Genomic DNA, 19,752 nt, shown 5'->3' on the forward strand with positions numbered 1-19,752 from the left:
GACTTCCATAATCCTTATTGAATAATGTCATAATTATTGTTACAATCTAAGGTTATATTTTTAAAAAACGTAACATTTTTATGGTTAATCAGTAATATACATAATAGCTATGTGTATTTATAAAAGAAGCATCCGATTTTAACAATAATTTATGATAACGTACTTATTTATATATATTTATAAGTATATAAATAATTTATTAGAATTCAAAATCTATAAAATTAACAAAGCTTTTTCGTACAACTTTTCATTGGATTAATACCTCATAATTTTATAATATCATGAATAAACGTTTAACCGATGTAAATAAATCCGAAGAGATATTTACCGCTTATAAGCCAATTCTTTTTAGACTTACGTTGGAGCAAGACAAAGCTGAGCTTGAAAAACTTTTAAACAGTAATAATAATCTGTTCATTTTTAACGAAATACACGGGCAACTAAGAGAGCTTATAAAATTATTAAATCCAACCCAAAAACTTAATGAGGCTGATTATGACTATTTAATAGACCAGCACCTGAATGACGTCCCTATGGAAGAATATGGTGTTTGGGTCTATTACCCATGGTCTAACCGTTTGGTTCATATCCTGGATGAATCTGAATTTATAGAGGTTAGAACAAATAGAAATCAATACAAGATCACGCCAAAAGAAAGAGAAAAACTGTCCAAACAAAAAATCGGGATAATCGGATTATCAGTAGGTCAGTCCATTGCTTTAACCCTGGCTTTAGAAAGAAGTTTTGGCGAATTAAGGATAGCTGATTATGACATTCTTGAGCTAAGCAACCTCAATAGGATAAGGAGCGGCATATTCAATTTAAATGTAAAAAAGACAATTTGTGTCGCCAGAGAAATTTTAGAAATAGATCCTTATCTGAATGTTACACTCTTTTCGGATGGCATCACAGAAGATAATATTGATGATTTTTTTCTTAAGAATGGCAAGCTAGATCTTGTTATAGATGAGTGCGATGGATTGGATATAAAGATCTTATGCAGATACAAGGCGAAAGAGCTGAAAATCCCTGTATTTATGGAATCCAGCGACAGAGGTACTATTGATGTAGAACGTTTTGACCTCGAACCAGACCGTTCCATTTTGCATGGATTAATTGACCACCTTGATCATAAAAAATTAAAATATTTAAAGACCAACGAGGAAAAAATCCCATATATACTTCCTATGTTAGGTACTGATACCATATCCAAAAGAATGAAGGCTTCAATGGTGGAAATAGAACAAACAATTACTACCTGGCCCCAGTTAGCTTCTTCAGTGGTTTTTGGCGGTGGTATCGGCGCCGATATATGCAGACGGATTATATTGGATCAGTATCATGAATCAGGCAGATATATTGTTGATATGGAAGAGTTGGTGGGCGACAGGAAAAACGAGCCTGCTATCACTCCTGAAATACAATTTCCATCTTTCCCTGCAATCACCGCGGAAGATATGGAAAATGCTTATAAAGAATTAAGAATAGAAAAAGGAAATGCTACCTATTTATTAAGCGAAGAAGTACTGTTTAAGTTAATAGGAGCAGCTAACTTAGCCCCTTCCATTGGCAATAATCAACCATGGAGATGGTTTTACAAAGACGGTTTTCTTTTGTTGTTCCATGATAAAAGCATTACCATTTCATTTGGTGATTATGATGAAGTAGGCACGAACGTTGCCATGGGAGCTTGTCTTGAAAACCTCATATTGAAATCACATCAGCTAGGCTTAAACGTTCATAAAGAACCTTTTCCTTTGTCTGATAAACCTCTTCTTGTAGCTGCTTTATCCTTTTCAGAAATATCACCTGCTCAAATACAATCTACAGATTATTTAGTAAATTATATTGAAAAGAGATGTACCAACAGAAACAACGGACAGCGGATAGCTGTCGGAAAATCAGATATAGACTCATTAAAAAATATTGCCCAATCAATACCCGGAGCAACTTTACATATTATCGAATCAGATGATGAGCTGGAATCTATAAAAGATGTAATCGCCGGATGCGATAGGTTAAGGTTTATGCATCCTGAAGGACATCACGATTTTTTCACTAAAGAAATACGATGGTCAAAAGAAGAATGTGAAAGAACAAGAGATGGCTTGGACATTGAAGCATTCGATTTAAGGCCTTCGGAAGTAGCTGGATTCAAAATGGCCGCTGACCCGGATGTAATTAAATATCTCACTATATGGGAAGGCGGTAAGGCTTTTGAAAAAATGACCCGTAAAGCGGTGGATTCGGCATCAGCGATTGCATTATTGACGATGCCTTCTTATGATAAAAATAACTATTTACTGGGAGGTCAATGTATACAGAGGATCTGGCTGGAGGCTACAAAGAGAAACTTATCTATACACCCTATGTTGGCTCCGCTGTTTTTATTCGCAAGGTTACTCCATGGAAACGGAAAAAACATGACTGAGAAAATGTCCAATGAGGTAAAAGAACTACGAAAAAAATTTATTACTATATTTCCTATAAAGGAAAATATGGGAGAAATATTCCTTTTTAAAATATCAGTAGCATCTGAACTCCGGGTTAAATCATTGCGAAAGCCAGTTGAGTCAGTTCTTACATGGACGAAATAAATAAGTATTGTGTATAGTATCCGGATAAAAGCTTTTCGTGCAATAGATGAAATCCATACATGTGAGAGGTTCATGCAAGGGCATAGAGAAGTCTTGGAAATATTCGGCATAACTGAAATTACTTCAGCCAATATTGAATGGTTTCAAAATCCAAATGCATTTGTTATAATTGCTGAATCAGTTGAGACTGGCAAAATTGTAGGCGGAGCACGCATACATGTTGTTGGGGGCACTCAACCATTGCCTATAGAAGATGCTATCGGAAAAATGGACCCTCATATTTACGAATTAGTGGCAGAACACGGAAAGAAAGGCTCAGGAGAATTATGCGGATTATGGAATGCAAGAGAAGTAGCCGGTATGGGTATCAGCACCTTACTAACAAGAGCTGCAATAGCTTTGGCAATTCAATTAAACTTATCTACCTTATTCATCATATGTGCGGAAAGAACATTTCAAAATATATTTAATGACCAGGGTTTCGAGATTATCCCATCTTTAGGTAACCACGGAACTTTCTATTATCCGAAATCGGATTTGGTTGCCGTAGCTGTTATTATTAATGACCTACATACATTGTCAAATGCAACAAATTCTGACAGAATGAAAATTATGGATCTTAAAGATACTCCCAGACAAAGAAAACAAGAAATGGGAACAAGAGAAGAATTGCAAATTGAATACAATCTTTTAATAGAAAAAAAATAAAACAGATATTTAATGAATCATAATTTTTGAATATTCTCAAATAACATGAACAAAAAAATCCTTATCAATTTACTGACATTTCTTTTCCTGCCATTGCTGCTCAATGCTGAAAATGCTTTTTTATATTCAGACCCTACCAGTATTGCAGAAATAGACAAAGGCATTATGTGTTTGCAGGATAAAACCAATACACTAACCATTCAGGATATTCTGAACAGTAAGGATTTTGTACAAGTGAACCAGAAAGTACCAAACCTTGGAGTTACTTCTTCTTCACAGTGGTTTAAAATTACAATAAAAAACACAACCGATGTTTCTAAACTTTTATTAAAAGTTGATTTTCCCATTATTGATGAAATTGAATTTTACTCATTCGAAGAAGGTAATGCCCGAATAGAAAAAATGGGGGAATACAAAAACTTTTCCGAAAGGAAATACAATGATCCTAATTATATATACGATATCACAATCAATAAAAATGAAACTCAAACCTACTACTTAAAAATAAAAAGCGGTGAGCAAATTATGCTTCCGATTGTAATAGGGACACCACAAGAAATTTTCGAAAGCATCTCCACAAAAGATGCCATTTTTGGTATTTACTTCGGGATCATTATTGTGATGTTTTTATACAATATGTTCCTTTACTTCACTGTTAAAGATAAAAGTTACCTATTCTACATAATTTATATTATGTGCGTAGGACTTACTCAGACGTTCCTTCATGGCTATACGTTTAAATATTTATGGCCTAACAACTCCTGGCTGGCAATACATACCATGTATTTATTACCTTCTTTTGTAGGAATCGCGATCGCTGAATTTGCCAAGGTGTTTTTACAGGTAAAAGAACATTCAAAAATTTTATATAAAGGATTTTATATCATCAACTTTATATATATAATCTGTATAATTCTGGCTATAACAGGAAATTACAATATAAGTCAACAGTTAATTCATATCAATGCCATGCTGGTGTCTTTATATACATTATTTGTTGGGTTTAATATTGCAAGAAAGGGTTCCAGGCCTGCAATATTTTTCTCCATCGCGTGGTTTACTTTTTTAATAGGTGTATGTTTATTTATACTGAAAGATCTAGGAGTACTTCCGTATAATAATTTCACCGTATATGCGATGCCGGCAGGGAGTGCCATTGAAGTTATCTTACTTTCATTAGCTCTGGCTGATCGTATCAATATTCTCAAAAAAGAAAAAGATGAATCACAGGCACAGGCATTAAATGCGTTGCGTCAAAATGAATCGATCATTAAAAATCAGAATATTGTTTTGGAAAGAAAGGTTGAAGAACGAACAAAGGAATTGAAAATAACAAACAATGAATTATCAACCGCTTTGTCTGAACTAAAACAAACACAGTCGCAATTAGTAAACTCAGAGAAAATGGCATCTTTAGGTCAGCTTACTGCTGGAATTGCGCATGAAATCAATCATCCGATCAACTTTGTGGTATCAAATATTAAGCCCCTGAAAAGAGATATTGAAGACATTTATGAGCTGGTAAAAATGTATGAAGGAATTAATCAAAAAGAAGATATTGATACAAAGATCCAAAATATAAACAAATACAGAGGAGAAATTGATTACACTTATATCAAAGAAGAAATTGAAAATTTATTAAAAGGTATTGAAGACGGGGCCGTAAGAACGGCCGATATCGTAAAAGGCTTAAGAGTTTTTTCCCGATTGGATGAAAATGATTTAAAGCGTACCAACATAACAGAAGGTATCAACTCTACACTCACACTTTTAAATCCTGAAATCACAGGAGCATCTATCGAATTAGTAAAAAATTTCAAACACATCCCTGAAATAGAATGTTACCCGGGCAAACTGAACCAGGTCTTTATGAATATTTTTAACAATGCCATTTTTGCAATAAAAGAAAATAAAGAACGGACAGATAAAGGTAAGCTAACAATTACAACAACATCAGATGATGTTAATGTTTATTTAACCATTAAAGACAATGGAACAGGCATGACTGAAGAAGTAAAAGCCAAAATCTTTGAACCCTTTTTCACAACAAAAGCCGTGGGTAAAGGAACCGGCCTTGGATTGTCAATCACGTTTTCAATTATAAGAGACCACAACGGAAGAATAGATATCAATTCAGAATATGGTGTTGGCAGCGAATTTATAATTACAATTCCTATAAACCATATAAAACAATAATAATTTCCGATAGATTAACACTATTATTACCTACCCGTAACTAATCAATGGTTTCCGGCAACCGCTTCCTTTAAAGAAAATTCAATAAATAAATTTATTATTTTTTTATTTTTTTTAAATTAGCAAACCCCTTTTACTGCACTAATTTCTATTTTGATGAAGCATTCATCTGCTGCATTTTTATTCTTATTTTTCGGAATAACAAAATGCTTCTGTGCTGATACAGTACTCACATACACCCAGTTTTCAAAGAAAATACAAATTGGCAATCATACAGGCTTCATTATTGATTCCCGAAATTCATATATACTCAAACAGGTCCTGGACGACACCTCTAAAATTTTTCATACCCAACCATCGCCTAACCTGGGCTTGAGTAACAATACTTATTGGGCAGTGTTTCATTTAGCAAATCTCAGTTCTGACAGTTTAATTTTAAGATTTAATCAACCACTTTTACATGAAGTAACTTTATACAGGATTAACGGAAAAAATATTTCCCAAACTACCTGTTCAGAAACAAAACCTTTTACATCCAGAAAATATTATTACGCTTCTTATGCATTTGACCTGAATGCAAATGCCGGCGATACTATTACTTACGTACTTAAATTCAACAGCAATAAGCCGATCATTTTTGATGTAAATGTAGCTAGTACAAATGTTGCGGCCAAGGAAGAACTTCAGCAGGAGATAATAACCGGTATTTATATAGGTATCCTGTTTGTAATGTTTTTTTACAATCTGTTTATTTATTTTACGATTCGTGATCCAAGTTATCTGGCATATGTATGTTACATCATTTTTATGGGCCTTACCCATGTAACATTGCCTGGCTATAGTTTCAAATATATCTGGCCGGATTATCCTGCTTTCAATGACCTTGCAATTATATTGTTTATAACCCTTGCATCAATATCTGCCATAGAATTTGTAAAAGTATTTCTGAAAACAAAACAACATACCCCCCTGCTTAACAAATGTTTCTCTTTGTTTGAAATAATGTTTATTGCAGTATTCATCCTCCATTTCATCGGAAATAAATTATTTGCTTTCTCAATCGTACAGCTTGGCACATTTGTCTTAAGCCTGGTTATAATCGGTACTGCCGTTAAAATTATTTCTATAGGTTACAGACCGGCAGTATTTTTCCTGATTGCCTGGATTGTATTGCTCATCAGCGCATGTATCTATATAGCAAAAGATTTTGACATGGCACCTTATAATTTTTTCACTATTCATGCCATGCAGATCGGATCAGGCCTGGAAGTTATATTCTTATCATTTGCCCTGGCCGATAGAATAAATATTTTAAAAAAAGAAAAGGAAAATTTACAAACCCAGACACTCGAAGCTTTACGCCAGAATGAATTGATTGTAAAAAATCAGAATATTCTTTTAGAAAAACAAGTTGAGGAACGAACAAAAGAATTACAACATACCAACGATGAGTTGTTTGTTACAATAGCAAACCTTAAGCAGACACAAACACAGCTTATATCTTCTGAAAAAATGGCTTCATTAGGTCACTTAACTGCAGGTATAGTACACGAGATAAATAACCCGATCAATTTTGTTGTATCGAATGTTAAGCCGTTAAAAAAAGACATTGAAGACATATATGAATTGATTCAGAAATATGAAACCATTGATCCCGTTCATGATTTACAAAATAAGATAGAAGAAATTAATTCTTTCCGGAATGAAATAGATTACGCATACCTGAAAAATGAAATCGGTAGTCTACTGAAGGGAATCGAAGATGGGGCCGAAAGAACCGCGGGTATTGTACAAGGATTAAAAACATATTCCAGACCAGATGAAAATGATTTTAAAAGAGCAGATATCACTGAAGGCATCAATTCCAGCCTTACGCTCCTAAATAAAAAAATTACCACAGCAGAAATTCAGGTAATAAAAACATTCTCTCCCCTGCCTCTGATAGAGTGTTTTCCGGGAAAACTGAACCAGGCTTTCCTGAATATTTTAAACTATGTCCTTTATACAATTGAAGAGCATGTACCTCGTAAAAAGGCTGGACAAATCAACATTACAACAAGTTGCGACAATTATACCGTATATGTAAGTATCCTGAATAATTGTCCAGGCATAACAGATGAAGAAAAAGATAAAATATTTGAACCTTTTGCAAAAACAAAAGAAACCGGAGAAGACATCGGTTTGGGCATGTCTATTGCCCTTTCCATTATCCATGAACATAACGGAAAGATCCTGCTGAATGGTACTGATAAAGGAACTGAATGTATTGTTTCACTTCCTATCAATTATACGAGTAAAGATTAAGACAATACCATATTATAACTTTAGGTTTCTGTAAACAGACATTACTTTCTCTATTTGCGCTTCCCTTCTGCCTCCTGCAGCTCCTGAGGAACTACCATAATCACTTCCTCACGCTCCATCTTCATGGAACCTAAAGCCCCTCCTTTTAATTTACGCACATATTTTTTCTGTGTGTATGAAACAGGACAAAGGCTATCATTTTTTAATGTTGAATAGTACGCGGACAAAGCAGCAGCCTTTTCAATAACCTCCTGTGGAAACGGTTTTCCTGCCTGGTATTTTATTACAACATGCGAGCCCGGGACATTACGTGCATGGAGCCACAAGTCGTCTTTATGCGCATATTTCAACGTGAGCAATTCGTTGTTTGCAGCATTTCTTCCTACCCAGATTTCAAAGCCCTTAACAAGGTATCGCTTAAACGGAAAAATTTCTTCAACAGCTTTTTCTTCTTTTTGATATTTTAATTCAAGAACCTGTAATTGTTTGTAATCAGAAATCGTTTTCAATTGGTCTAAATCTGATTGATACGCACGCATCCTTTCTTTACGTTCTTCAACAATACGTTCAAGTTGCTGGAACTGCTTATGTCTGTTTTTAGATTTTTTATACAATTGTTCGGCCATTCTTTGAGGCGAAAGCTTTTCTTTTAACTGAACAACAACATTTTTGTTTCTATAAAAATCAAACAACTCCCGCTCTTTCACTCCTTCTTTCCAGTCATGTAGATTGGCCATAATGATGTCTGCTATTTCGTTCGGAGGAACCAAATCATATAAAAGAAGTAATTGTTCACTGGTTTTCTTTATATATTTTTCTGCCGCTTCAATTTTCTTTTGCAGCTGAGACTGGAGCTTTAATTGTCTTTCCCGGAATAAATTATACCGGAAATAAAATTGCACAAATGTATTCAGCGCATCGTACAGATCAAATGAAGAATAGATCGTGTATTCAGTTTTCCATAAACAAAAGGTTACTTGCTGATCTTTGAGCTGAATAAAATATTCTTCATCGGTAGCAAATCTATTGTACAAGCCCTGCATCTTTGCAGCCAAAGCACTGCCCGATAGTCCCTCTACCCGCTCCTTTAAAAATAACTGTGCCTCTACCGGAAGATACATAGGCTTCAGCATTTCCTGAAACGTTTGTTCTGCATTGAATTGAATATTCTTATCAAGAAGCGATAAAGAAAACTCCCAGTCCCGGGCGTGATTTTTCTTAACAATTTCTGAAACACCTTTATCAGATAACAACAAAACGTTTGACCGGTTTGCATACATTTTGAAAAGTATACAGGATCCATCCGACAATTCAATTACAATACTCCTGTCATTCATTCCTGCATATACCGAATGTACCGTCAATCCATATACATCTGTAAAATACGGATGTACATTTTGTTTAGGTTTAGAAATCTGTTGAGGCGCAAATACACATTGAAAAGTATCTTTCAAAAAAACTTTTATATAGAAGGGTGTATAATCTGCTTTCTGAAAAACAAGACAAAGCTCATCTGCCTGCGGTGAAAAGGCTTCTGTAAAAACAGCCTGATGCAAATCTTTTTGAAATTGCTCAGCAAGCGACCGGAGGATAAAAAAACTGCTTTGCACGGTGTGAAGATATTGTGCCCACAGGGAGATTCGAACTCCCATACCACTTAAGGCACCACCCCCTCAAGATGGCGTGTCTACCAATTTCACCATGTGGGCGATGAATTGACTTCAAAGATATAAAAAATTTATACAGGATGTATGCACGATTTATTTAATTGCAACATCCTGTATAAATTTTTCAGAACCAGGGACTGTTGGCTTATACAAAACTTTTTGTGTTTTAATTTTCCGGATATCCAACCCATCCACGTACAGAATTACATACATCAGATCCATATCCAGATAAACATGTTTCACAATACCTTCACTTACTGTAAAGAATTCTGGTTTACAATACATACGATTGACGGGTGCATAAAACTTCACTTTTACTGGAATATACATCTCATATTTCTTAGATGTATTGGCAACACATGTGGCTGATTCAATAAATTGCGTTGGTATGACAACAACCTCTTCATCCACCGGTTTTGTAAGTTTCAATTTCAATATGCCCTCCTCAACTACAGCATTATCAGGCGTAAACACACATTCATTGGTATCAAACGTATGTGTAGCTAATTGCCAGCGGCCATAATCGATTTTATCAAAGTTATCAGTCCACTTCAATTTAAATGTATCCTGATCTTTCGGATTGGACTGATAAGAATAATATTTTACAAAATCATATTGCGCCTGCAGCGGAATCTTCGCAGCATCAATCGGGCCGGCCCAGCCGGCCGAACGACTTGGCCATACATTCATCATCAACTTTTGAGGGCGGTTCATTTTGGCAATGTGCGCACCTGTTTGCCTGTATACTTCTACGCCATCCACCGACCACGCAATGTATGATGGTGTCCATGTAAATGCGTAGTTATGAAAATCCTCGTGCGGATTAAATGGTAAGACATATCGCTTTTCAAACATTTGATGATTGCCGGTGATGGCATTGAATTGTACTTCGTTTGAATAACGCCCTAAAACTTCCACGTCAATTTCATTCCAGTTAGAAGCAAAATCCGGTTCGTCATAAAACGTAAAAAATGAATAGATCATACCGCTTGCTTCAGAAGGCTTCATACGTGCTTCAAACCTGCCGTATTGAAAGGTTTCAATGGTTCGGATCTCAGCACCCAAATAAGGCTTTTCCTGCGCAAACGATGCGTACGAAAGCCAGGTACATATACCAAGTAAAATAAATCGCTGCATAGGTCTTAAATGATATAATCTGAAATGTTTAAAGGATAAACAGGCTGAAAAAGAAAAAGGTTGCACTCGTTGAAGAATGCAACCTTTAGATTTCTGTGATCCCGCTGGGATTCGAACCCAGGACCCTAACATTAAAAGTGTTATGCTCTACCGGCTGAGCTACAGAATCATTGTGCTTTTCGGATTATTTTTCCGTAATTGCGTGTGCAAAAGTACGAGAGTTAAATGAAAAAGCCAAGCCAAGCCCATAAAATATTTATATTATCAGCTCTTTTTTTAGGCTTAGTTTTCAACATACAAGCTAATTCTCTAAAAAACACCAATATAAGTAAAGGCGATTCCCTCTTCGAAAAAAAGGATTATCAGGCTGCTCTTTTATGGTACAAAAAGGCTTTTGAAGAAAACAACGCTTTTTCCCAGCAGATGCTCTCCCGGATGGCAATGATTGAAGAAGCTGCAGATCATTACGTAATGGCCTTATATTATTTAAATACTATGTATTCTTATTATCCGGATAGCCGTGTGATTCAGAAAATGGAAGATCTGGGCAATAAATACCATTTAAGCGGCTATAGCTATACTGATCTGGAGTACCTGATTTCCATTTATAAAGAATACTACTATTACATCATCTTTTCTTTAAGCGCCCTGGGGATCCCCTTCATCATCTACCTGTTTATCCTGAGGCGTAATAAAGTGGGCCTTGGTATTCGTCCGCTTATTTTCTTGTGTATCCTTGGCGGTGTTTTTTATTTGAATAATTATGACATTACTCCTTCCATGGGCATTATCAAAAGCGATTGTACGTTGATGGAAGGTCCTTCAGCAGGAGCTACAGCCGTCGAAACCATTGATGCGGGACACCGTGTACGGATCGTTAAAAATGAAGGAGCCTGGTATGAAATTGTATGGAAGGACAAATATTTATTCGTGCGCGATATCGATCTGTTACCGATCGGCAATTAAAAACTGCTTCACTGCCTCCAGCTCAAGTGCCTGAATCATCTTGGCATGTGCCAATGGCAACTCTATATGCGGCACGTGTAGCCGGTTGCTTATTTTTTTAATCTCAGCCCCTGCAACAAGCTCATCCGATTCTCCCGTGACAAATAACAGTGGTATCAACTCTTGTTGTATGATATATTCAAAATCAGGTGAAGCTATTTTCAACTTTCTAAAATAGACCCAGGTGTTGTAAATCCTTTCCCGTTCACTTTTCAATTGCAGACTTTTCTGAATAAAGCGATAGGTGTAGGCATTGATCATTCCAAACAATTGCAGCAGCTTTCCGGGCCAGAGTATTAGCGGCGGATGAGTCAACACACATTTAAAAATATACCGGCACAAAACGTTTGACGTGGAAAGCCGGAACCAGAAGTTATTTCCAAAACCATCTGGCGCAATTAATACAATGCGTTCAATCTGCTTTTGAAACATTTGCATCACAGAGAAAATAAACCGTGAACCAATGCTGAAGGACAGTAATGAAAAGCAAGTGATCGAATGTTTTTTAAGAATTTTATCAAACAATCCATTCCATGCTGCAATGGAAATATAATTTTGCTGTTGCTGAATCACTTCGCTCGATCCGTGAAAAAACAGATCGATAGCAATGACTGTAAAATCAGGTTTAACGGACTCAATGAAGGTTTGAAAAATATCTGCTGATTGTCCGTAACCATGAAACAAAAATAAAAATCGCTCTCCCCCACTGTAATATCTGTAGGAAAGCTTAAACTCTTGATCTATAATGTTCTCAGGACTAAATTCCATTCAACTAAATTAACGAAAATTTAATCCTGAGAACACATAGTTTATATCATTACTTGGTAGCAGGCTTCAATATATCAATAACGAAGATATCTACCAGCTCATCTTTATCAGAAATGTATGTTGGAGAGCAACCGTTTACTACTTTATTTTCCAATGGAATTCTGTAAGCATCGTAATTCTTATTGAGCTTTCTGCCTGTATCTCTCAATGGAACCAATTTACCGTCTTCATTTTTTATAAAAACAGGAAGGATAAATTTTCCGGTTTGAGTTCTAACCTGTCCTTCATAGGTTGTACAAACACCATTCAAACGGATTGTGATAATTGCAGTGTGCAAGCCATCTTTAAGCTCATATACACCTTGTTTTGCAAACATAGCCTTGTATTCATCAAAGCAATTACCCTGAGAGCCTGCTGCTGCTGTATCCGGCGCTTGCGCATGAACGAAAAGTTGTGCTGCAAAGAATGTAACAGCCATCAAGAAAATCTTCATAGTTATTGATTAGGGTTAATAAATTGTTGTATTATGAAATGCATTTATTATACTTTTTGAGTAACCCGACAAACCGGGGTATGCTTCAAATTGTAATTCAATAAATTTTGTATAAATATACATTTATTTACATACATTTGAACATCAAAGTATTATTTAAATTTTAGTTACAATTTTGTATGCTTAAAAAACTAATTGTCGCAGCCACCCTCATTGTATTTTTTTCATGTAAATCTTCTGATAAAGAGGTTGAAAAAAAACCTATTCAGATACAATTTGTTACGCCAACAAAATCCAATCTTCCGGTATTTGATGAATACGTAGGACAAACATTCGGTAAATCGGACGTCCAGATCACATCGCGTGTGGAAGGTGTTGTACTTAAAGTTCATTATAAAGAAGGTGATCCGGTACGCAAAGACCAGCTTCTGTACACCATTGATCCGATCGAATACCAGGCCAAAGTAGACCAGGCCAACGGTGAGCTGGAACGTGCTAAATCCGAACTGGTGAATGCAGAAGAAGATCTGAAACGTATCAAACCTCTTGCCGATATAAATGCTGTTTCAAAAAGAGATTTGGACGAAGCTGTAGCAAAAGCAAATGCAGCCCGTGCTAAAGTGAAAGCACAGGAAGCAGTCAAAGCTGGTCAGCAGATCTCACTAAGCTATTGCAATGTACTTGCTCCGATCTCAGGCGTTATTGGTATTAACAATGCTCTTGAAGGCGACTATGTTTCTCCTATCGGCGCAAACTCTATTCTGAATACCATTAGTGATGTTTCCATGATTCGTGTACGTTTCTCCATTACAGAAAATGAATATTTAAAATTTGCCGGACAGAAAGCTGCCACCGGTGAACCGCGAAAATTTAAGCTATCTCTTATATTAAGCAATGGTACTGTATATCCATATTTTGGTACAATTAATTTCAAAGACAGAAGAATTGATCCGACAACAGGTAGCATGACCATTGAAGCTTTGTTTGAAAACCCGGATAAGCTTTTGATACCAGGCCAATACGTACGTGTTCGTATACAAACAAATGAAATTGAAAATGCGATCACTGTACCGCAGCACGCTGTACGTGAAATCCAGGGCGTTTTCCAGGTATTCATCATTGATGATAAAAATAAATTACAGGTTCGCATTGTAAAAACCGGTGAAAAAACAGAAGGCAACTGGGTTATTACCGATGGTCTGAAAGGTACGGAACGTATCGCATTACTAGGAAACAATTTCCTTACGATCAATACCGTTGTCGATCCTATTCAAGCTAAAACAGACTCAACAAGCGTAAAATAATTTAGTTGCATGGGAAAGTTTTTCGTTAATCGACCAATTGTTGCGATTGTAATTTCAATTGTAATGATCTTATTGGGTATTGTTGCGCTTACTTCTTTACCAATCAGCCAATACCCGGAAATCACTCCTCCGGAAATTCAGATCACCACGACTTATCGTGGTGCCGGTGCCGTTGCCGTTGAGCAGGCTGTTGCCACGCCTCTTGAACAAAAGGTTAATGGTGTGGAAGAAATGTTGTACATGAAGAGTACAAACGCCAGCGATGGCTCCATGACCATCCGGGTAACCTTTGAAGTGGGTACCAATCTGGATAATGCCAATATGCTTACGCAAAATCGCGTATCTCAGGGTACAGCCTTTTTACCGGTTGAAGTAAAGAATGAAGGTGTTACTACAAAAAAATCATTATCATTCCCATTAGTACTTATCTCTCTGCAGGCAGAAGGCGAATTGTATGACAACTACTTTCTATCCAACTATGCCAGCATCAATATTGTTGATCCTATTTCAAGAATCAAAGGTGTAGGACAGGTGAACTTAATGGGTGGTAGTGAATATGCCATGCGCATCTGGCTGAAACCGGATCAGATCGCTCGCTTAGGTTTGTCTGTGAATGAAGTGATGCAGGCTGTGAAAGAACAGAACACCATTTCTGCCGGCGGTTCCATCGGCGGTGCCCCGGCTGCTGCAGGTGTTGATTACTCATACACAGTTGTACTACAGGAACGTTTAATGACTGTTGAACAATTTGAGAACATCATTGTAAAAGCGAAAAACGATGGTTCTACAATCCGCCTGAAAGATGTTGCCCGTGTTGAATTCGGATTGGAGAATTACAACAACATCGGCCGTGTGAACAGTAAGGCTTCGGCCATCATCGCGATCTACCAGGTACCAGGCTCTAATGCCTTGGCAGTAGCCGATGAGATCAATGCACAGATTGAAAAAATGCAGAAACGTTTCCCGCCAGGAGTAAATGCTAAAGTTACACTTGACACAACCAAACCGATTATGGAAGGTGTGGATGAAATTGTTCATACACTTTTTGAAGCAATTGTACTGGTAATTCTGGTTGTATTTATTTTCCTCCAGGACTGGCGTGCTACCATCATCCCTTTAATGACGGTCCCTGTAGCACTTCTTGCAACATTCCTCGTATTCCCGATCTTAGGTTTCACCATCAATATTCTTTCGTTGCTGGGACTTGTACTTGCCATCGGTATTGTTGTGGATGATGCCATTGTTGTTGTGGAAGCGGTAATTCATAACATGGAGCACGGTCTCAATCCAAAAGAAGCGACGATCAAAGCTATGAGTGAAATCTCAGGGCCGGTTATTGCCATTGCTCTAATCTTAACAGCTGTATTCATACCGGTAGCTTTTATACCGGGTATATCGGGAAGTTTGTACCAGCAGTTTGCCGTTACCATTGCCATTTCTGTGCTGTTCTCTGCATTCAATGCATTAACGCTTAGTCCGGCGCTGGCAGGTTTAATCCTGAAACCAAAGGATCCGAATAAAAAGAAAAACATCCTGGATAAGTTTTTTGAAAAATTCAATAAAGTATTCGATGCCATTACATCTAAATATGTAGGCGTTGTAGGATTACTTGCCCGTAAGGCATTCAGAAGCTTAATCATTACAGGGATCATCGGCGTATTGATTTATGTTGTGTACAAGCGCATCCCGGGAGGCTTCGTTCCTGGTGAAGACCAAGGCTATTATTTGATCAACATACAGTTACCGGATGGTTCTTCTCTGGAACGTTCAGATGTAGTAACAAAGAAAATTGAAAAATTACTGGAATCTGTGGAAGGCGTTCAATATTCAACTTCTGTTGTAGGTATGTCCATGTTATCCAATACCAATGCAAGTAATTACGCAACAGTGTTTATTTCCTTGCATGAATGGGCTGAACGCAGACACGTGAATGACCTTATTAAAGAAACGAATTTCAAATTGCTTCAAACAATTCCTGAAGCCACTTGTATCGCTTATGCTCCACCTCCAATCGCGGGGCTTGGTAACTCTGCAGGTTTCAGCTTTATGTTGCAGGATCGCAGCGGTAACCCACCGGCATATCTGGCAGAACAAATGCAAGCCTTCCTGGCAGAGTTAAATAAGCGCCCGGAAATTGGCCGTGTCACATCAATGTATCAGGCGAATATCCCTCAGATCAAAATGAGCGTTGATGCAGATAAAGCGAAAAAACTGGATGTATCGCTGGATGAGATTAACAAGGCTGTAGGAGGCTTGTTAAGTACGCTGTATGTAAACGACATCAATCGTTTCGGGAAACAATATAAAGTATTGCTGCAGGCAGATATGAATTACAGAAAAGCAGAAAAGGATCTGGCATACTTTTTTGTAAAATCCAATAAAGGTGAAATGATCCCTTTAAATACATTGGTAACGCTTAAAGAAGAATATGGTCCTGCTTATACAAACAGGTTCAACATGTTCCGTTCGGCTGAGGTTACAGGTCTCCCTGCACCCAATGTGAGCTCTGCACAGGCAATGAAAGCGGTGGAGGAAGTTGCCGAAAAAACGCTGAACTCCAACATGAGTATGGAATGGACCAACTTAAGTTACCAGGAGAAGAAGGCTGAAGGTAAAGCAGGCGTGGTATTCGCGTTTGCGATTTTACTTGTGTTCCTGATCCTGGCGGCACAGTATGAAAGCTGGACATTGCCATTCAGTGTATTGCTTGGTGTACCGATAGCAATCCTTGGTGCCTTTGGCGGCTTGTGGATGATGAATCTGATTGATAGCAGTTATGTAAATAACATTTATGCCCAGATCAGTCTGATCATGCTTATTGGTCTGGCAGCTAAAAATGCGATTCTGATTGTTGAGTATGCAAAGATGCTGAAAGAACAAGGAAAGACAGTTATAGAAGCGGCCATCGAAGCTGCGAAGCTGCGATTCAGGCCAATCTTAATGACCGCTTTCGCGTTCATCCTTGGTGCTACCCCGCTACTTACCGCATCCGGTGCGGGTGCCGAAGCACGAAAAGTTATGGGATTGGTTGTATTCAGCGGCATGTTAATTGCTTCCATCTTCGGGATCATTATTATTCCAGCATTGTATGTAGTGATAGAAAAAATATTTAATAAGAGTAACTAATCATGAAGGCGAATCGCATTATCTTTTTTATCGGAGGAATCCTTCTTTATTCATCCTGTATGGTTGGCCCCAAATACAACCAACCGGATATAAGTACATCAACGAAATACAGTGAAACATTTACTACAACTGTTCCTTCTGATACAACAAACCCATATGAATGGTTTAAACTCTTTAATGATTCAACACTGGTAGACTTAATCAAAGTTGCTCTGGATTCAAACTACGATGCGCGTATTGCCACCAAACGTATTGAAGAATCAAGAGCTTTGTATGGTATGGCCAAAGCAGATCTATACCCTGCGTTTGATTACAGTGCGGGCTACCTGCACTACAACCCATCAGACAATGCTCCTGTACCTATCGGAACTACCTACGACTACTTTAGAACAAATGTAGGCATGTCCTGGGAAATTGATCTTTGGGGAAAAATAAGACACAGCAAGAATCAGGCTTACTACCAGATCCTGGCATCAGAAGAATCACGCAAGTCTATTCAACTATCAATTGTTTCGGATGTTGCAACAATGTATTTTAATCTGATTGACCTGGACAATAAAATTGCCATCACTCAGCATACCGTTGAATCCCGTCAAAAAATGTTTGACATCATCAACAACCGCTTTACGTATGGTGATGCTGCTGAAATCGACAAACTACAATCTGAACAGCAGCTGGAAGATGCAAAAGCCATCATCTATCAGCTGGAAAGACAAATGAAAGCTACGGAACGTGCTTTATGTATACTCTTAGGACAAACACCCAAAACAATTCTGCGTGGTAAAACCATTCAGGACCAAACAGTGAATCCATATATTCCTGAAGGACTTCCTTCTGATCTGTTATCGAAACGACCAGACATCCGTGCTTCAGAAAAGCAACTGCAGGCCCAATATGAAAAAATCGGCGTAGCTGTTGCCATGCGCTACCCGTCATTCCAGATCACAGGTTTGTTCGGGTTTGTAAGTTCTGATGTAACGGAAACCATTGCAACAGGCTCTATCACCAATTACATATCGACTACCTTAACAGGGCCGCTTTTCAATTTTGGCAAGAACAAAAGAAGAGTTGAATCTGAAAAGAAGAAGATGGAACAATTGGCACTTCAATATCAGAAAAACTATATCCAGGCATTGGTTGAAGTTGAAAATGAGCTCACCAATGTGCGGACGATGAAAGACGAAATGCAACATAGAAAAAATCAGGTGGAAGCTGCGAGAAAGGTTCTTGAATTGTCTAAAGCACGCTACAACAGTGGTTATACAGACTTCATTGAAGTATTGAATTCTGAACAGACGCTATTTACTGCTGAATTAAGTTATTCAACCTTAATGAAAGATTATCTTAAATCATATGTAAATCTATACAAAGCATTTGGCGGAGGCTGGTAAGATGTTATTAAAACACCTCTCCTGCTGTCATATAAAAGCCATTTGATTTTTTACCCAAACCATAATCCATACAAAGATTGGTGCGGGATTTCTTGTCAAGCATTATACGAAGCCCGGCACCAATGCCGGGCTTTATATATTCAAACAAGTCTACATTGTTTTCCTTGTTTGAAGCTGTCGTCAGATTCACAAATACATTTGCGCCTAATACCTCAGTGCATTTAGAAATAGGAAAACGCCATTCAACTTCTCCATAAACCATCTTCTCTCCCCTGAATCGCCCCTGCGCGTAACCACGCCCGGAAAGGCCTTTGGAATCATAACCAATAGCCGGCAAGTCCATATAAGGCGCATGCCCGCTGAGCTGCATATTGGCCCACGCCCATACGGCCAGTACATGCCGGCTCTTTTTTTCTGAAAGAGAAAAATAATGCCTGAACTCTACCCATAAAATGGTACTCTTGGCTGTGCTACCCAACCAGGTTTCATTAAACCTTATGTTGGCATTGGCATAATAGCCTTTATATGGATTGATAAGATTGTCGCGCGTATCTACAACGAAATTGGCGCTCAAGCCGCTCATAGTGTATTTGCTGGTATCAAAACCATACCTGCGCGAATAGATGTAATGGCTCGTATATTTTTTAGCTTCAACATTTAAACTATCATCTACGATGGAATAATGATGATCCAGGTGATAACCGGCCCCAAAGAAAAGCGTATTGCTTGGATTAATAGTCTTGGAAATGATCTGATGCAATTTCAGGTAGTTGTATGAAATCGGCTGTGCACCTGTATTTCCGGTCGTATTGTTTCCATTGATGTTTACCTGATACAGAATAGAAGTTGTATCAGGAGAATTTGTTCCGAGCCCGAACGTAGGCTGGTTATAGATCATCAAACGGATATCATTCTGTATAAAAAAAGTATTATGCGGAGTATAGCCGGAAGTTTTAAGCATTAATATAAACAGATTATTAGTAGTATACTGCAAGGCCAAGTTTTAATAATACATACGGGTATTCTGAGGATTTCCCATAAAAAATTCAGCTACCC

At 37.6% G+C, this 19,752-nt stretch carries 13 protein-coding genes and 2 tRNA genes; 8 read left to right on the forward strand and 7 right to left on the reverse strand.

The features are described from left to right. Positions 1 to 281: 281 nt before the first annotated feature. The 4 genes from ACTHJT_RS07070 (at position 282) to ACTHJT_RS07085 (ending at position 7,805) form a co-directional block, all read left to right on the forward strand. Positions 282 to 2,597 (forward strand): Rv1355c family protein, encoded by a 2,316-nt coding sequence (locus tag ACTHJT_RS07070; RefSeq protein ID WP_440237301.1) that lies wholly within the window; start codon positions 282 to 284, stop codon positions 2,595 to 2,597. Between the two features lie 72 nt (positions 2,598 to 2,669). Then, positions 2,670 to 3,305, forward strand: coding sequence for a GNAT family N-acetyltransferase (locus ACTHJT_RS07075; protein WP_440237302.1), 636 nt, complete (start codon positions 2,670 to 2,672; stop codon positions 3,303 to 3,305). Between the two features lie 45 nt (positions 3,306 to 3,350). Further along, a complete protein-coding gene (locus tag ACTHJT_RS07080) occupies positions 3,351 to 5,501 on the forward strand; it encodes a sensor histidine kinase (RefSeq protein ID WP_440237303.1) in 2,151 nt (716 codons plus the stop codon). 156 nt (positions 5,502 to 5,657) lie between these two features. Beyond that, positions 5,658 to 7,805, forward strand: a complete 2,148-nt coding sequence (locus ACTHJT_RS07085; RefSeq protein ID WP_440237304.1) for a sensor histidine kinase — start codon at positions 5,658 to 5,660, stop codon at positions 7,803 to 7,805. A 50-nt stretch (positions 7,806 to 7,855) separates the two neighbouring features. Here ACTHJT_RS07085 and ACTHJT_RS07090 read toward each other — a convergent pair whose 3' ends face one another. The 4 genes from ACTHJT_RS07090 to ACTHJT_RS07105 all read right to left on the reverse strand — a co-directional run bounded on the left by ACTHJT_RS07090 (position 7,856) and on the right by ACTHJT_RS07105 (position 10,778). Then, the gene (locus ACTHJT_RS07090; protein WP_440237305.1) at positions 7,856 to 9,457 is read right to left on the reverse strand and encodes an NFACT RNA binding domain-containing protein; all 1,602 of its coding nucleotides are present in this window, start codon (positions 9,455 to 9,457) and stop codon (positions 7,856 to 7,858) included. Further along, positions 9,431 to 9,514 (reverse strand) — tRNA-Leu (locus tag ACTHJT_RS07095). The genes ACTHJT_RS07090 and ACTHJT_RS07095 overlap by 27 nt, the downstream gene beginning before the upstream one ends. 51 nt (positions 9,515 to 9,565) lie before the next feature. Beyond that, the gene (locus ACTHJT_RS07100; protein WP_440237306.1) at positions 9,566 to 10,609 is read right to left on the reverse strand and encodes a family 16 glycosylhydrolase; all 1,044 of its coding nucleotides are present in this window, start codon (positions 10,607 to 10,609) and stop codon (positions 9,566 to 9,568) included. A 96-nt stretch (positions 10,610 to 10,705) separates the two neighbouring features. After that, a tRNA-Lys gene (locus ACTHJT_RS07105) sits at positions 10,706 to 10,778 on the reverse strand. A 56-nt stretch (positions 10,779 to 10,834) separates the two neighbouring features. On the opposite strand from ACTHJT_RS07105, the gene ACTHJT_RS07110 reads away from it, so the two are divergent. After that, complete coding sequence (locus ACTHJT_RS07110) at positions 10,835 to 11,575, forward strand: tetratricopeptide repeat protein (RefSeq protein ID WP_440237307.1); 741 nt, start codon at positions 10,835 to 10,837, stop codon at positions 11,573 to 11,575. Here ACTHJT_RS07110 and ACTHJT_RS07115 read toward each other — a convergent pair. Continuing rightward, on the reverse strand, positions 11,558 to 12,382 hold the full coding sequence (locus tag ACTHJT_RS07115; RefSeq protein ID WP_440237308.1) for an alpha/beta fold hydrolase: 825 nt from the start codon (positions 12,380 to 12,382) through the stop codon (positions 11,558 to 11,560). The genes ACTHJT_RS07110 and ACTHJT_RS07115 overlap by 18 nt on opposite strands. Before the next feature lie 49 nt (positions 12,383 to 12,431). Further along, entirely contained in the window at positions 12,432 to 12,875 is a 444-nt protein-coding gene (locus tag ACTHJT_RS07120; protein ID WP_440237309.1) for a hypothetical protein, read from the reverse strand. A gap of 179 nt (positions 12,876 to 13,054) precedes the next feature. Between ACTHJT_RS07120 and ACTHJT_RS07125 the strand changes: the two genes are divergently transcribed. From ACTHJT_RS07125 to ACTHJT_RS07135, 3 genes are read left to right on the forward strand one after another with little or no spacing between them, the layout of a single operon-like run. Further along, positions 13,055 to 14,179 carry an efflux RND transporter periplasmic adaptor subunit gene (locus ACTHJT_RS07125; protein WP_440237310.1) on the forward strand — a complete coding sequence of 375 codons (1,125 nt, stop codon included), beginning with the start codon at positions 13,055 to 13,057 and terminating at the stop codon, positions 14,177 to 14,179. Positions 14,180 to 14,188: 9 nt separating this feature from the next. Further along, entirely contained in the window at positions 14,189 to 17,305 is a 3,117-nt protein-coding gene (locus ACTHJT_RS07130; protein ID WP_440237311.1) for an efflux RND transporter permease subunit, read from the forward strand. 2 nt (positions 17,306 to 17,307) lie between these two features. Further along, positions 17,308 to 18,696, forward strand: a complete 1,389-nt coding sequence (locus ACTHJT_RS07135; RefSeq protein WP_440237312.1) for a TolC family protein — start codon at positions 17,308 to 17,310, stop codon at positions 18,694 to 18,696. Between the two features lie 7 nt (positions 18,697 to 18,703). Here ACTHJT_RS07135 and ACTHJT_RS07140 read toward each other — a convergent pair whose 3' ends face one another. Beyond that, positions 18,704 to 19,657, reverse strand: a complete 954-nt coding sequence (locus tag ACTHJT_RS07140; RefSeq protein WP_440237313.1) for a BamA/TamA family outer membrane protein — start codon at positions 19,655 to 19,657, stop codon at positions 18,704 to 18,706. Between the last annotated feature and the right edge of the window lie 95 nt (positions 19,658 to 19,752).

The organism is Cytophaga sp., assembly GCF_051961495.1.
Classification (GTDB): Bacteria; Bacteroidota; Bacteroidia; order Cytophagales; family Cytophagaceae; genus Cytophaga.

Bases quoted from the DNA above. Each gene is read 5' to 3' on its own strand.
- ACTHJT_RS07070 (WP_440237301.1), top strand. From the start codon at position 282: ATGAATAAACGTTTAACCGATGTAAATAAATCCGAAGAGATATTTACC.
- ACTHJT_RS07075 (WP_440237302.1), top strand. From the start codon at position 2,670: ATGCAAGGGCATAGAGAAGTCTTGGAAATATTCGGCATAACTGAAATT.
- ACTHJT_RS07080 (WP_440237303.1), top strand. From the start codon at position 3,351: ATGAACAAAAAAATCCTTATCAATTTACTGACATTTCTTTTCCTGCCA.
- ACTHJT_RS07085 (WP_440237304.1), top strand. From the start codon at position 5,658: ATGAAGCATTCATCTGCTGCATTTTTATTCTTATTTTTCGGAATAACA.
- ACTHJT_RS07090 (WP_440237305.1), bottom strand. From the start codon at position 9,457: ATGGGAGTTCGAATCTCCCTGTGGGCACAATATCTTCACACCGTGCAA.
- ACTHJT_RS07100 (WP_440237306.1), bottom strand. From the start codon at position 10,609: ATGCAGCGATTTATTTTACTTGGTATATGTACCTGGCTTTCGTACGCA.
- ACTHJT_RS07110 (WP_440237307.1), top strand. From the start codon at position 10,835: ATGAAAAAGCCAAGCCAAGCCCATAAAATATTTATATTATCAGCTCTT.
- ACTHJT_RS07115 (WP_440237308.1), bottom strand. From the start codon at position 12,382: ATGGAATTTAGTCCTGAGAACATTATAGATCAAGAGTTTAAGCTTTCC.
- ACTHJT_RS07120 (WP_440237309.1), bottom strand. From the start codon at position 12,875: ATGAAGATTTTCTTGATGGCTGTTACATTCTTTGCAGCACAACTTTTC.
- ACTHJT_RS07125 (WP_440237310.1), top strand. From the start codon at position 13,055: ATGCTTAAAAAACTAATTGTCGCAGCCACCCTCATTGTATTTTTTTCA.
- ACTHJT_RS07130 (WP_440237311.1), top strand. From the start codon at position 14,189: ATGGGAAAGTTTTTCGTTAATCGACCAATTGTTGCGATTGTAATTTCA.
- ACTHJT_RS07135 (WP_440237312.1), top strand. From the start codon at position 17,308: ATGAAGGCGAATCGCATTATCTTTTTTATCGGAGGAATCCTTCTTTAT.
- ACTHJT_RS07140 (WP_440237313.1), bottom strand. From the start codon at position 19,657: ATGCTTAAAACTTCCGGCTATACTCCGCATAATACTTTTTTTATACAG.